This is a genomic window from Pseudomonas sp. R9.37 (assembly GCF_963878885.1).
Lineage (GTDB): Bacteria > Pseudomonadota > Gammaproteobacteria > Pseudomonadales > Pseudomonadaceae > Aquipseudomonas.
Genome location: NZ_CAWNZA010000050.1, coordinates 114098 through 126506 on the forward strand (window position 1 = coordinate 114098; position 12409 = coordinate 126506).

General features: G+C 60.6%; 13 protein-coding genes and 1 tRNA gene. 10 read left to right on the forward strand and 4 right to left on the reverse strand.

What is annotated here, in order from left to right; genetic code table 11:
- Positions 1 to 42 precede the first annotated feature (42 nt).
- Positions 43 to 957 carry a LysR family transcriptional regulator gene (locus AACU78_RS29220; protein WP_106579077.1) on the forward strand — a complete coding sequence of 305 codons (915 nt, stop codon included), beginning with the start codon at positions 43 to 45 and terminating at the stop codon, positions 955 to 957.
- Here the strand turns inward: AACU78_RS29220 and AACU78_RS29225 are convergent.
- Entirely contained in the window at positions 948 to 1853 is a 906-nt protein-coding gene (locus tag AACU78_RS29225) for an AraC family transcriptional regulator (protein ID WP_106579078.1), read from the reverse strand. The two genes, AACU78_RS29220 and AACU78_RS29225, sit on opposite strands and share 10 nt — an antisense overlap.
- A 102-nt stretch (positions 1854 to 1955) precedes the next feature.
- On the opposite strand from AACU78_RS29225, the gene AACU78_RS29230 reads away from it, so the two are divergent.
- From AACU78_RS29230 to AACU78_RS29250, 5 genes are read left to right on the forward strand one after another with little or no spacing between them, the layout of a single operon-like run.
- Positions 1956 to 2516 (forward strand): carboxymuconolactone decarboxylase family protein, encoded by a 561-nt coding sequence (locus tag AACU78_RS29230; RefSeq protein WP_106579079.1) that lies wholly within the window; start codon positions 1956 to 1958, stop codon positions 2514 to 2516.
- 51 nt (positions 2517 to 2567) lie between these two features.
- Positions 2568 to 3629 carry an acyl-CoA dehydrogenase family protein gene (locus tag AACU78_RS29235; RefSeq protein ID WP_106579080.1) on the forward strand — a complete coding sequence of 354 codons (1062 nt, stop codon included), beginning with the start codon at positions 2568 to 2570 and terminating at the stop codon, positions 3627 to 3629.
- The gene (locus AACU78_RS29240; protein ID WP_106579081.1) at positions 3626 to 4429 is read left to right on the forward strand and encodes an ABC transporter ATP-binding protein; all 804 of its coding nucleotides are present in this window, start codon (positions 3626 to 3628) and stop codon (positions 4427 to 4429) included. The genes AACU78_RS29235 and AACU78_RS29240 overlap by 4 nt, the downstream gene beginning before the upstream one ends.
- Positions 4416 to 5615 (forward strand): ABC transporter substrate-binding protein, encoded by a 1200-nt coding sequence (locus AACU78_RS29245; protein WP_106579082.1) that lies wholly within the window; start codon positions 4416 to 4418, stop codon positions 5613 to 5615. The genes AACU78_RS29240 and AACU78_RS29245 overlap by 14 nt, the downstream gene beginning before the upstream one ends.
- Before the next feature lie 11 nt (positions 5616 to 5626).
- Positions 5627 to 6373, forward strand: a complete 747-nt coding sequence (locus AACU78_RS29250; RefSeq protein ID WP_371924179.1) for an ABC transporter permease — start codon at positions 5627 to 5629, stop codon at positions 6371 to 6373.
- 41 nt (positions 6374 to 6414) lie between these two features.
- On the opposite strand, the gene AACU78_RS29255 is transcribed toward AACU78_RS29250, so the two are convergent.
- Positions 6415 to 6552 carry a hypothetical protein gene (locus tag AACU78_RS29255; RefSeq protein WP_164487942.1) on the reverse strand — a complete coding sequence of 46 codons (138 nt, stop codon included), beginning with the start codon at positions 6550 to 6552 and terminating at the stop codon, positions 6415 to 6417.
- Positions 6553 to 6725: 173 nt separating this feature from the next.
- Here AACU78_RS29255 and AACU78_RS29260 point away from each other — a divergent pair, with 173 nt between their 5' ends.
- Positions 6726 to 6920 carry a hypothetical protein gene (locus AACU78_RS29260; protein WP_053255884.1) on the forward strand — a complete coding sequence of 65 codons (195 nt, stop codon included), beginning with the start codon at positions 6726 to 6728 and terminating at the stop codon, positions 6918 to 6920.
- A 9-nt stretch (positions 6921 to 6929) separates the two neighbouring features.
- Here AACU78_RS29260 and AACU78_RS29265 read toward each other — a convergent pair whose 3' ends face one another.
- On the reverse strand, positions 6930 to 7313 hold the full coding sequence (locus tag AACU78_RS29265) for a fe2+ zn2+ uptake regulation protein (protein ID WP_106579084.1): 384 nt from the start codon (positions 7311 to 7313) through the stop codon (positions 6930 to 6932).
- Between the two features lie 238 nt (positions 7314 to 7551).
- On the opposite strand from AACU78_RS29265, the gene pvdQ reads away from it, so the two are divergent.
- From pvdQ to AACU78_RS29280, 3 genes are all read left to right on the forward strand, one after another.
- Entirely contained in the window at positions 7552 to 9831 is a 2280-nt protein-coding gene (gene pvdQ, locus AACU78_RS29270; RefSeq protein WP_106579085.1) for a bifunctional acylase PvdQ, read from the forward strand.
- A 212-nt stretch (positions 9832 to 10043) separates the two neighbouring features.
- Positions 10044 to 10117: transfer RNA gene (locus AACU78_RS29275), tRNA-Cys, on the forward strand.
- Between the two features lie 302 nt (positions 10118 to 10419).
- The gene (locus AACU78_RS29280) at positions 10420 to 11424 is read left to right on the forward strand and encodes a hypothetical protein (RefSeq protein WP_106579086.1); all 1005 of its coding nucleotides are present in this window, start codon (positions 10420 to 10422) and stop codon (positions 11422 to 11424) included.
- A gap of 183 nt (positions 11425 to 11607) precedes the next feature.
- Here the strand turns inward: AACU78_RS29280 and AACU78_RS29285 are convergent, their stop codons facing one another.
- A complete protein-coding gene (locus AACU78_RS29285; RefSeq protein ID WP_106579087.1) occupies positions 11608 to 11931 on the reverse strand; it encodes a hypothetical protein in 324 nt (107 codons plus the stop codon).
- Positions 11932 to 12409 lie beyond the last annotated feature (478 nt).

Consider the following 12409-nt stretch of genomic DNA (forward strand, 5'->3'; position numbering starts at 1 on the left):
ACTATTAAGATTTTCTAAACAATGCCATGGGAGAGCCCGGCTTTGGACCGATTTAACGCCATGCGGGTGTTTACCCGAATCGTCGAACTGGGTGGCTTTGCCAAGGCCGCCGACAGCCTGCAACTGCCACGCGCCTCGGTCACTGTCCTGATCAAGCAACTGGAAGCGCACCTGGGCGTGCAGTTGCTGCAGCGCACCACCCGGCAAGTCAGCCCGACGCTGGATGGCGCCGCGTACTACCAGCGCTGCGTCAGCTTGCTGGCAGACCTTGAAGAGACCGAAGCGGTGTTCGCTACCCGAGGCAGCCCGCGTGGCACATTACGCGTCGATATGCCCTCGGGCATCGGCCGATTTCTAGTCATACCCGCGTTGCCGGAATTTTCCACTCGCTACCCGAACATCGACCTGGAAATCGGCCTCAACGACCGCCCGGTCGACCTGATTCGCGAAGGTGTGGACTGCGTGCTGCGCGGTGGCCTGGCGCTGGACGACTCGCTGGTGGCGCGTCCGCTGGCAATGATGGATCAGGTGACCTGTGCCAGCCCCGCGTACCTGCAGCGTTTCGGCGTGCCCGCCAACCTGGAAGAGCTGGCCGGCCACCAGGTGGTGGAATACTTCTCCAGCAGCAGTGGCAAGCGCTATGGCCTGGAGTTTCAAGTAGGGCAGGCGCTGCGCCTGGTGGACCTGCCCAAGCAGGTTGCCGTCAACAGTGCCGATGGTTACCTCGCCGCCTGCGAAGCGGGCTATGGCCTGGTGCAAACGCCTTATTACCACGTCATGCAGCAACTGCAGGCCGGCAGCCTGGTGGAGGTGTTGGGCGCGATCAAGCCGCCGCGATTAGCGCTGACGGCGCTGTACCCGCCGCACCGCCAGCTGTCACCCCGGGTGCGGGTATTGGTCGATTGGCTGGTGGAGCTGTGCGCGCGGCCGGGCACTGGGTTGCAACGTCAGGCTTGAGCCTTGCGATAGGCGCCGGGTTGCTGCCCGGTGACCTTGTAAAACGCCCGGGTAAACGCCGCCACCGATTGATAACCCACGGCCAGCGCCACATCCGCCACGGTCTGGTCTTGCTTGAACAGTTGGCAAGCGTGGCGCATGCGCATCATCAACAGCACTTGCCCCGGCGACTGCCCGCACAACTCGTTGAAGCGCTTGAAAAACGCCGAACGCGACAGCCCGGTGCAGGCGGCCATGCTTTCCAGCGTCCAGGCATCAGCGGGGTGCGCGATCAACTGTTCCAGCAGGTTGGCGAACGCCGGTTGCCGGCCCAGTGCGGCAAGGCCGCCCAATTCGGGGTTATCGATGACCTGTTGACGCAGCACGTACAGAAACAGCAGGTGGCAAAGACGTTCCAGCAAGGCCGAAGAGGGCGCCGGCGTGCGCTCGCATTCTTGCAGGATCAGTTCGAACAGGTTGCGTGCGGCGATCAGGGACGGGTCGCCGGCACGCAGGATGATCCAGGCGGGCAGGGTGTCGACGATCATCGCCGACAAGCCCGAATGAAAGTGAAAGAACCCGCAGACCAGGCCCACGCCATCGCTGGCCAGGCTGTCCAGCGGCAGCATTGGCCGGCGCGGGCACTCCTGCGCGCCGGCGGCCGTGGCCTCGCTTGACAGGCGATAGGCCAAATCGCGCAACAGAAACACCGCGTCGCCATTGTTCAGCTGCAGAGGGGTGGATTCGCCATCGATATGCAGCCAGCATTGGCCCTGAACGATCAAGTGAAAGCTCGCCCTCGCCAGCCCTTGCGTGCTCGCATGCCAGTCACCGCAATAGCGGCCGACATGGAACAGACTGGTGTTGAGTTCGAAGCTGTCTAATAACCAATCGACAAGTGCACTGGACGAATTCATCTAACGGAAAGACTCAAGAGCAAGTAATCGCTACTTTAGCCTATTGAGGCGATTTTTTATAACCAACAGACTGGATACACGAATCCATCAGGAGACCACTCCATGTCCCGTGTACCGTTGCTCACCCCCGAAACCGCGCCGGAAGCCGCCAAACCCTTCCTCGAAAACGCCCTGAAGGCCTCGGGTTTCATCCCAAATCTACTCGCCGTATTGGCCAATGCACCGGCTGCGCTGGAAACCTACATCACGGTTTCGGGCCTCAACGCCAAGGCAGAATTGAGCCTGGCCGACCGCGAAGTGGTGCAGCTGATTGCCGCCACCACCCACGGCTGTGATTTTTGCGTTGCCGGCCACACCGCCGTGGCGCGCAACAAGGCCAAACTGCCTGAAGACGTGATCGATGCGCTCCGCCAGCGCGGCGAACTGCCCAATGCCCGCTATGAGACACTCGCCGCCTTTACGCGCGAAGTGATCGCCACGCGCGGTGATGTCAGCGATGCAGGCTTCGAGGCGTTCCGTGCTGCCGGTTATTCCGAAGGCCAGGCCCTGGAAGTTATTTTGGGCGTGAGCCTGGCAACCCTGTGCAACTTCGCTAACGTGTTTGCCCGTACACCGCTGAACCCGGAGCTGGCGCAATACCGTTGGGAAAAACCGGCAAGCTGAAGCGCGCATGCGTCGGCGATGGTCCACCTGCTGTAACAAGGAGAAACATGAATGCTTGACCCAATCTTGAGCCGTTGGCTCGATGTTCAAGCGCAGGCCCTGGATGTGGGCAGTTGCGATCCACAGGAAGTGCTGCCAAGGCTGGCAGAGTCCAATGTCTTACGTATCGGCGTGCCCAAAGCGCTGGGTGGCCTGGGCGGCGACGTCACCGCCGCGGTTGACGCCATCGCCAATGTCGCCAGCCATTCCCTGGCGGCGGCATTTGTCTGCTGGGGCCAGCGCTCCTTTATCGAATACTTGCTGCAAAGCCCCAATGAGCGGCTGCGCGAGCACCTGTTGCCGGACTTGCTCAGCGGCAAGCTGGCCGGGGCGACTGGCCTGTCGAATGCGATGAAGTTTTTGTCAGGCATCGAGACCCTGCAAATCAGCGCCGAGCCGACCGAAGACGGCTGGACCCTCAACGGCCGCCTGCACTGGGTGACCAATTTGCGCAAGAACGGCTTTGTCGCGGCGGCCGCTATCGAGCATGCCGCGGGCGGTGCGCCGTTTATCCTGGCGATTCCCGATTCGGTTGCCGGCTTGCAACGCTCGCGCGACCTCGAACTGATGGGGTTGCAGTCGAGCAACACCGCCGCGTTGGGCCTCGAAGGCGTCGAGCTGAGCCGTGAGTGGTTGTTGCATGAAGATGCGCGCAAGTTCCTGCCGGCGGTACGCCCGGCGTTTCTGGGCTTGCAATGCGGCATGTCCATTGGCCTGGCGCGTCGTTCGCTGGCGGAGGTGGCCAACCACCTGGGGTCGAGTCGCACGGTGTTGCGCGATGAGTTGGAAGCGCTGCGGGTGACCCTTGATCACTTGGTCAACGACCTGAAAAAGGGCCTGCTCGCCGGGCGCTTTGCTGCCGAGCCAGTGCCGCTGTTCAAGCTGCGGATTGCCCTCGCCGAAACTGCCGCCAGTGCCGTGCAGCTGGAACTGCAAGCCAGCGGCGGCAAGGCCTACCTCACCGCCCACGGCAGCGGTTTTGCACGCCGTTGGCGTGAATCGGCCTTTGTGCCGATCGTGACGCCAAGCCTGGTGCAGTTGCGCACCGAGTTGCATCGCCAGGCCAATCTATGAACCAGGCGGTATTGACGGCCCAGGGCATTTGCCTTGGGTATGCCAGCGGCCCCGTGTTGCATGGGTTTGATTTGCAGCTGCAACCGGGCGAAGTGGTATCGATCCTGGGCCCCAGCGGCGTCGGCAAATCCAGCCTGTTGCGTGTGCTTGCCGGTTTGCAGGCGCCCCAGGACGGTAGCGTGCGCGTGCTGGGCGAGCCCTTGAATGGCCCGCATCCACGCGTTGCAGTGGCATTCCAGGACCCCAGCCTGTTGCCCTGGCTGAGCCTGGAAAAGAATGTCGCGTTTGGCCTGGATTTCGCCCGCCAGCCGCACTTGAGCACCGAGGAGCGGCGCCGTCGCGTTGATCACGCCATTGCGGCGGTCGGGCTGGAACATGCCCGCCAACAGTTTCCGGCGCAATTGTCCGGCGGCATGGCCCAGCGCACCGCATTGGCCCGCTGTCTGGCACGCCAGCCACAGGTGCTGTTGCTGGATGAGCCGTTCGGCGCGTTGGATGAAGTGACTCGCGCCGATATGCAACACCTGCTGCTCAAGGTCAACCGCGAGCAAGGTTCGGCGGCGGTGCTGATCACCCACGACATCGATGAGGCGCTGTTGCTGTCCGACCGCATCCTGCTACTGGGCAACCGCCCGGCGCGGACTTTGGGTGAGTGGCACATTGACCTGCCACAGCCGCGTGAAGAGCAGGTCGAGGCCATCGGCGCGCTGCGTATCGACATTCTGAAAACCTTACGGCAGGCGAGCCGCCCTCAACCCAACCCCCTTGAACTGCTGGAGCCCAACCATGTGTCTGGATGACCTCACTCACTCGCGCCGTGACTTTCTCAAACTTTCGGCGGTGCTCAGTGCTGCCGGTGCCATGCCGCTGCTGAGCAGTTTGCAGGCGCGCGCCGCCAGCGAACCGGACGCGCCGGTGCGCATCGGTTATTTGCCGATCACCGACGCCACGCCGCTGCTGGTCGCACACAACAACGGCCTGTTCGAAGCCGAAGGCATCAAGGCCGAGCGCCCGGTGCTGCTGCGCAGTTGGGCCCAGGTGATCGAGGCGTTCATTTCGGGACAGGTCAACGTGATTCACCTGTTGTCGCCGATGACGGTGTGGGCGCGCTATGGCAGCAAGGTGCCTGCCAAGGTTGTGGCCTGGAACCACGTCGGCGGTTCCGGCCTGACGGTGTCGCCGGGCATCACCGACGTCAAGCAACTGGGCGGCAAGTCGGTGGCGATTCCGTTCTGGTACTCGATCCACAACGTAGTCGTGCAGCAGTTGTTCCGTGACAACGGCCTGACCCCCGTGGCGCGTGCTGCCGGCAGTGCGATTGCCGCCAACGAGGTCAACCTCATCGTGTTGCCGCCCTCCGACATGCCGCCGGCCCTGGCCAGCAAGCGCATCGACGGCTATATCGTCGCTGAGCCGTTCAACGCCCTGGCAGAAAACCTCAAGGTCGGCCGGGTGCAGCGCTTTACCGGCGATGTGTGGCGCAACCATGCGTGCTGCGTGGTGTTCATGCACGAGCATGACCTGACCAATCGCCCCGAATGGTCGCAAAAGGTCGTGAATGCGATCGTCAAGGCCCAGGTCTGGACGCGCGACAACCGTGAAGAGGCGGTGAAGCTGCTGTCCAAAGACGGCCCGAACCGCTACACGCCACACGCCGAGCCAGTCTTGAGCAAAGTCCTCGCGCCCGCTGCCGCCGACCGTGCTGCCTACCTGGCCGACGGTGCGATCCAGCATGCCAATTGGGATGAACACCGTATCGACTTCCAGCCTTACCCATTCCCCAGCTACACCGAGGAACTGGTGCGGCGCTTGAAAGACACGCTGATTGAAGGCGACAAGAAATTCCTCGCCGACCTCGATCCGGCGTTCGTTGCCAAAGACTTGGTCGACGACCGTTTTGTGCGTAACGCCATCGAGTCGGTGGGCGGCATGAAGACCTTCGGTTTGCCGGAAGGGTACGAACGGCACGAGGAGATTGGCGCTTGAGTAAAGGCAGAATCCCGGGCTGGCTGCTGGGGCTGAGTGGCTTGGCAGGCTTGCTGTTTTTGTGGTGGCTGGGCGTCAAGGTATTCGGCGACGCCGACGGCTTGTCGGCGCGCTTTTCAGTGGCGGCGACCTTCAGCAGCTTGCGGGAACTGCTCGGGCGCAGCGAACTGTACCTGCACATCGCGGTCAGCCTGAAACGCATTTTCGTCGGGTTGTTTCTGGCGTTGTGGGTAGGCGTGCCACTGGGCCTGCTGGTGGGCAGTTCGCGCAACCTGGAGGCGGCCACCACGCCGGCTTTCCAGTTTCTGCGGATGATTTCGCCGCTGTCGTGGATGCCGATCGTGGTGATGTTGATGGGCGTAGGCGACCAGCCGATCTATTTCCTGCTGGCCTTCGCGGCTGTGTGGCCGATCATGCTCAACACCGCTGCCGGCGTGCGTCAGCTGGACCCGCGTTGGCTGCAGTTGAGTAAGAGTTTGAGCGCTACGCGCTGGGAAACCTTGCGGCGGGTGATCATCCCCGGCGTGGTGGGGCATGTGCTGACCGGCGTGCGCCTGGCCATCGGTATCTTGTGGATCGTGCTGGTGCCGTGCGAAATGCTTGGGGTCAGTGCGGGGCTGGGCTACTACATCCTCGACACTCGGGACCGTCTGGCCTATTCGGAACTGATGGCCATGGTGCTGCTGATCGGGCTGTTGGGGTTTACCCTGGATGCGTTTGCGCGTTGGTTGCATCAGCGCTGGGTGCATGCTGGCTGAGCGCCCCGGTTTCCGGCCTGGAAAGCGGGGCGCAGGCGCGATCAGCGGTGCTCGTAGCCTGGGCCGCCGTCGTAGCGATGATCGTGCCAGCCGCCACCGCCGCCGTGTGGGAAAAAGAAGCAGCCGCTCATGCTCAGCATGATCAGCAATGGAATCAGCAGTGTGATTCGACGTAACATTTGAAAATCCTCTAGGGTGCTCACAAGGTCAATCAGGCGTGGGACAAGCCAAACTTTTTCATCGCCTGTAACATACGACCCTGCCGACCCTCATCCATCCCCGTCACTGGGTATGTGCTTGGCATGTTCGGCGATACAAAGTGGATACATTTATCAGGTTCAGGAACCCCGTCATGACCCAAAAGCAACGTTTGAAATATTCGATTCTGATTTCCCTTGTGGTGCTGGGGACGATGTTCGGCCTGTCCTACCTGCAGAACACTGGGGTCATCAGCGAAAAAACGTTCCAGTACATCGCCATTGCCGTGGCGGTGACCGTGGTAGTGATCAACGGCATCATGCGCCGCAAGGTCAAGCCCAACTTCTGATCGCGTCAGTCAGGCGCGACCATCGAGCATTTTGGCAGCCTCTTCATGGAGGCTGTAGCTTTTATCGGCATTGAGGGTGATCACGCCCTCGCTGCACAAGCGCTTGAGCACCTCACGCACGCTGAGAAACGACAACGGAATGCCCAGCTCCAGCAAATGGCTGTGCACGCCGCGCACCCCGAGGGTGCGCTGGTTGTCGGCAGCGGTGAGGAGGGCGTCGATGACCTTCAGCCGAATCAGGCTGGTGCGCAAACCGAAGCACTTGAGCAAATGGCGTATACGCTGGTTGCCTTGCTGTTCGGGCGCTTTGCCGAACGCGTGTGCGCCGCCGCTGCCGTAATTGGCGTCGGCGGCCGGTGAATGTCCGTCCGTGGGCAGTTGCGAGTTGTACATGCAAAAAACTCCTTATCAGAGCCTGATCAGGAAAATGATGGCGCTCTTAGCTAATAAGACGAACGAGCGACAGAAATCATGAAGTGCTGGATGTAGAAATTTTGTCGGTATCGACTTTGTCACAGCGCGCACGCCTCAAATAAACGCGTCCGGCGGCTAAATTATTCCCGGTTCATTGCGTCCTTACGGTGGGGTAGCTGCCCCTTGTGAGGGTGTTCAATTTGACTGTGGAGCTTGCGTGATTATTTCCAACCGGTTGTCCAGAGTATGCGTGGCGGGGCTGTTGCTGGGGGCGAGTCTTGCCGCGTCGGCGCGCGAGCAAGTGACGCAGGCGTCGGCGGACATTCGCCGCACCACGTTTGGGGTGCCGCACATTCGCGCCAACGACGAACGCGGCCTGGGCTATGGCATCGGCTACGCCTATGCCCAAGACAACCTGTGCCTGCTGGCCAACGAAGTGGTCACGGTGAGCGGCGAGCGCGCCAAGTATTTCGGCCCCGAACAGGCGACCCTGGAGGAGCGCAACAACCTTGTCAGCGATGTGTTTTTCACCTGGCTGAATACACCCCAAGCGGTGAGCGCTTTTTGGAACGCCCAGACGCCACAGATACAGCAGCGGATTGAAGGCTACGTCGCCGGCTACAACCGCTACCTGAAAGAGCAGGGCGCGCCGGCACAATGCCAGGCGGCGTGGGTTCGACCGCTTGTGGCGCAAGACGTGATCAAGCTGACGCGCAGGCTGCTGGTGGAAGGCGGTGTCGGGCAATTTGCCGACGCCCTGGCTGGCGCCACACCGCCTCAAGCCACTGCCAGTGTGAAACCCGGTTTGAAAGCCTTTGAACAGGCATCGGCCAACCAGCAGCGTTTCAGCCTCGACCGCGGCAGTAACGCCGTCGCGGTAGGCCGTGATCGTTCGTTCAATGGCCGTGGCATGCTGTTGGCCAACCCGCATTTTCCGTGGGTCGGCGGCATGCGTTTTTATGAGATGCACCTGACCATCCCCGGCCAACTGGACGTGATGGGCGCCGCGCTGCCAGGCTTGCCGCTGATCAACATCGGCTTCAACCAGCATGTGGCCTGGACCCACACGGTCGACACGTCCAAGCATTTCACCCTCTACCGCCTGACCCTTGATCCCAAGGATTCGACGCGCTACCTGCTCGACGGTCAATCCATTCCCCTGGAGAAAACCTCCGTCACCGTGCAGGTCAAGCAGGCCGATGGCAGCCTGAGGCCGCAGGCGCAGACGGTTTACAGCTCGCAGTTCGGCCCGGTGGTGCAATGGCCCGGCAAGCTGGATTGGGACAGCCACTATGCCTTCAGCCTGCGCGACGCCAACCTGGGCAACGACCGCGTCCTGCAGCAGTGGGACGCCATGAACCGCGCTACCAGCCTCAAGGCGCTGCAAACCTCGGTGCACACCCTGCAAGGCATCCCGTGGGTCAACACCCTGGCCGCCGATGACCAAGGCCAGAGCCTGTACATGAACCTGTCAGTGGTGCCCAACGTCAGCGCGGCCAAACTTGCGCAATGCAGTGACCCGCGCGCCGGCCTGCAACTGATCGTGCTCGACGGCTCCCACAGCGCCTGTGCCTGGGACATTGACCCGCGTGCCGCCCAACCCGGCATCTTCGCCGCCGCCGACCTGCCGCAACTGGAGCGCACCGACTACGTGCAACACGCCAATGATTCAGCGTGGATGGCCAACCCCAAGGCGCCGTTGACCGGGTTTTCGCCGGTGATCAGCCAGGATCATATCGGCCTGGGACCACGCGCCCGATTCGCCCTGCAGCGCCTGCAATCGTTGGCCAAACAACCGATCAAGGTGACGGACCTGCAAAACATGGTCATGGACAACGAGGTCTACCTCGCCAGCCAAGTCATGCCCGACCTGCTCGCGTTCTGCGCCAACCGCCTCGGCGCGGATGCGGCAACATTGCAGCCACTGTGCACCAGCCTTAAACACTGGGACCAACACGCCAACCTCGACAGCGGCGTCGGCCTGGTGCACTTCATCAATCTGTTCGAACACCTGCAGGCACTCCCCGACGCCTGGCGCGTCGCCTTCGACCCGGCACACCCGCTGACCACTCCGCGTGGGCTGGCCATCGAGCGCGAACCCGTGGCCAACGCCCTGCGCGAAGCCATGCTGGCCTCGACGGCGGCGGTGAGCCAGCTTGGGTTGACCCGCTGGGGCGACATCCAGGTCAGCGGCCAAACTCCGATGCACGGCGGCCCGCAGCAGCTGGGCATCTACAACGCGATGCAAACCGTGCCACGTGCCGATGGCAAACGCGAAGTCGTCAGCGGCACCAGCTATTTGCAAATCGTCACCTTCGACGACAACGGCCCGCAGGCCCTGGGCGTATTGGCATTCTCCGAATCCAGCAACCCAGCCTCCCAGTATTCGAAGGATCAGACCCGCGCCTTCTCCGAGAAAAAACTGCGCCCGCTGCCCTTCACCGACGCACAGATCCAGGCTGACCCGCAGTATCAGCAACAGCTCATCAAGGAGTAGGGCAGGTGCGCAACCCCTTGATGCCAATACGAAATATTTTTGAAATCAAGGGGTTGCAGGTAAAAGCAAATGAGTACATAATGGCGCCCATCGAACGCAACGAAGCATTAAAAACTTCAATGTATTCAATGATTTAGAGTAGAGGCAGGGTTCTATAGCCCACTCAAGTTTTTATGCGGTGAATGTTAGCGATCAGAGCATTTATCGTTTGAGGCCGAGTAGCAAAATGGTTATGCAGCGGATTGCAAATCCGCCTACGCCGGTTCGATTCCGACCTCGGCCTCCACTCTTAGAAACCCCGTAGATTAACGTCTACGGGGTTTTTTATTGCCCTCAAATTGACTGCGCTCAGCCTGTCATCCGGTTCTTGTGGCGTGATGCTACCGCATCCCATGCCTTACAAAGTTTTTGGAACCTACAAATTACCCTGTCCGTCACTACCTTATTGACGCAATGCTGAGGTGCTGTGACGTGTGTCGGTTTTCTTCATCGACGCTGTATGCGCTGTTTGCGTAGCCGGGTGCACCTCTGGGGCGATAGCTGCTGGTCTCGATTGCGCCTTTTTCGGGCTAGACAGAGGACAGGTCGATGACGACAAAACACATACTGTTTGCCGGTGGGTCGGGCATCGTTGGGCGTGCTGCCATCCGGTGGTTTCGTGAGCGCCAGCCCGGTATGCCCTTACTGGTGGGCGGCCGCAATTTGGATGCGGCGCGCGAGGTTGCGCGGGAGGCGGGTGCTGCCCACGCGGTGGCAATCGACCTTGATAAGCCTCGCCTGGGCTTTGATGACGGCGTCGCATTAGCGGCGGTGGTCATGCTGGCACCTGATGATGGACTCCGGGGTTTGCGCTATGCGCAGGACTTGGGCATTGCGTACCTGAACATCGGTAACGGGCTGGTAGAGGTAGGGCCGGAGATGGCGCTGTTCGCGCACCGTGCGACGGCGGCGCCCGTGGTCCTTGCCAGTCAATGGGGCGCCGGGGTCGCGGTGTTTCTTGCGCTGCACGGTGTAAAAGGCTTCGAGCGCGTGCGATCCATCAGGATCGGGGTTGTACTGGATGAACAAGACGCTGCAGGCCCACTGGCGCTGGAAGATATGCAGCGGCTGAGTGCGGCGGCGCCTGCCGCGTTGGTGTTCACAGGCGGGAAGCGTTTCTGGGTGTCCGGTGACGCCGCCAAAGCCAGGATCAAGGCCATTGACGGTCGGGAGCTTGCGGCTGACGCATACTCTCCGTTCGACATTATCAGCCTCTACGCCGCCACGGGCGCGCCGGATATTCGCTTTGACCTGGCGAGTGGCGAATCATCGAGCCGTCGTCGCGGCGACGCCGTGGCGGCCGAGATCATCGTCGAGATCGAGGGCGAGGCTGAGGGGCTGCCACGACGGTCACGCGCTACCCTTGAGTTCAGGCATGGCCAAGCGTCGCTCACCGGACTGAGCGTGGTGCTTTCGCTGTCAGCCGTGCTGGGCCTCAACGGCGGTTCTCCCTTTTCCGCCGGGCTGTATATGCCCGAGCTGATTGAGAACGCCGAGGCGTATCTGGATGAATTGCGCCGCGCAGGCGCGGTTATTCACGAAGACATTGAGTAACCGTGACCTGATAACAACGCGGTTCAACTTCCAGCGTAAAAAAGGAACGGATTTATTCAACTCAATAGGTCCGTTCCCCTTTTAGTCATCGCAGTACATGACTCGATTTATACCGAAGTTCGACTATATAAAAGCTGACAGTGAGAGCCGATTTGATCACGCCCTGCGATGTTGGCGTGACAGTTATCCACCAAACGGCCCGCTCTTTACCTGCTCGCCTTTTTTCGCGCAAGAGGGCGGGTTGGACATGCCGAAGGTCATGATATTGCCGCCGTTGATGATGCAGTTGAATTGCTTGTTGTCGTTGGTTTTCAGCAATACGTAGGTATTGGTGCCCTGGGTTTGGCGATTGACAATAGTCAGGTCCGCAGGGGCGTAGCCCAGTGCGCCGGCGCTTTGCGATTTCACGTCATCATCGCTCAACATGTTGGTCTTGCCTGCGAGCGCATTGCAACCGCCCAGCAATGCCACAGTGATGACGAGTGCAAATAACTTGTGCAGTGACATGTTCCTTATCCTTTTGCCTATAACACGTGAATTAAGCGCTTGTGCGGTTCAGCTATCGTCGTCTGACAGCGCACGTTATGAACCTGCGCTGTTGTTTCGCGACGGCTGTTAACCAGCGTTAATTATAAAATGTTACAAATAATTCCAGAGAGAAATCTCTTGTCTCTCAGTCTCCATTACTTGTCTGTGTGTCTCGCCGGCGGTCGACCCCGCACCGTCATTGTCTGTAAGCAACGGCAGTTAAACCTGTAAGAAAATGTAACCGTTCGTCGGAACCCGCGCACTATCAAAGGGATACAGAGGTCGACTTACAGAACAAATAAGACAGGTAGCTATGCGATCTCTAATTTTGGATATGCCTAACGGGCGTCAGCTCGTAGAAGAACTGGACCTTGCAACGGAGCAGATGATGGCGACGCCCGTCGAGCAAATCGGCGGCGAAGAGTGGCAAGCGGCATTTGCCAGGCAGCAACGGGCA

Coding starts and splice junctions, on each gene's coding strand:
- AACU78_RS29225 (WP_106579078.1), bottom strand. CDS start 1,853: ATGAATTCGTCCAGTGCACTTGTCGATTGGTTATTAGACAGCTTCGAA.
- AACU78_RS29230 (WP_106579079.1), top strand. CDS start 1,956: ATGTCCCGTGTACCGTTGCTCACCCCCGAAACCGCGCCGGAAGCCGCC.
- AACU78_RS29235 (WP_106579080.1), top strand. CDS start 2,568: ATGCTTGACCCAATCTTGAGCCGTTGGCTCGATGTTCAAGCGCAGGCC.
- AACU78_RS29240 (WP_106579081.1), top strand. CDS start 3,626: ATGAACCAGGCGGTATTGACGGCCCAGGGCATTTGCCTTGGGTATGCC.
- AACU78_RS29245 (WP_106579082.1), top strand. CDS start 4,416: ATGTGTCTGGATGACCTCACTCACTCGCGCCGTGACTTTCTCAAACTT.
- AACU78_RS29255 (WP_164487942.1), bottom strand. CDS start 6,552: ATGTTACGTCGAATCACACTGCTGATTCCATTGCTGATCATGCTGAGC.
- AACU78_RS29260 (WP_053255884.1), top strand. CDS start 6,726: ATGACCCAAAAGCAACGTTTGAAATATTCGATTCTGATTTCCCTTGTG.
- AACU78_RS29265 (WP_106579084.1), bottom strand. CDS start 7,313: ATGTACAACTCGCAACTGCCCACGGACGGACATTCACCGGCCGCCGAC.
- AACU78_RS29280 (WP_106579086.1), top strand. CDS start 10,420: ATGACGACAAAACACATACTGTTTGCCGGTGGGTCGGGCATCGTTGGG.
- AACU78_RS29285 (WP_106579087.1), bottom strand. CDS start 11,931: ATGTCACTGCACAAGTTATTTGCACTCGTCATCACTGTGGCATTGCTG.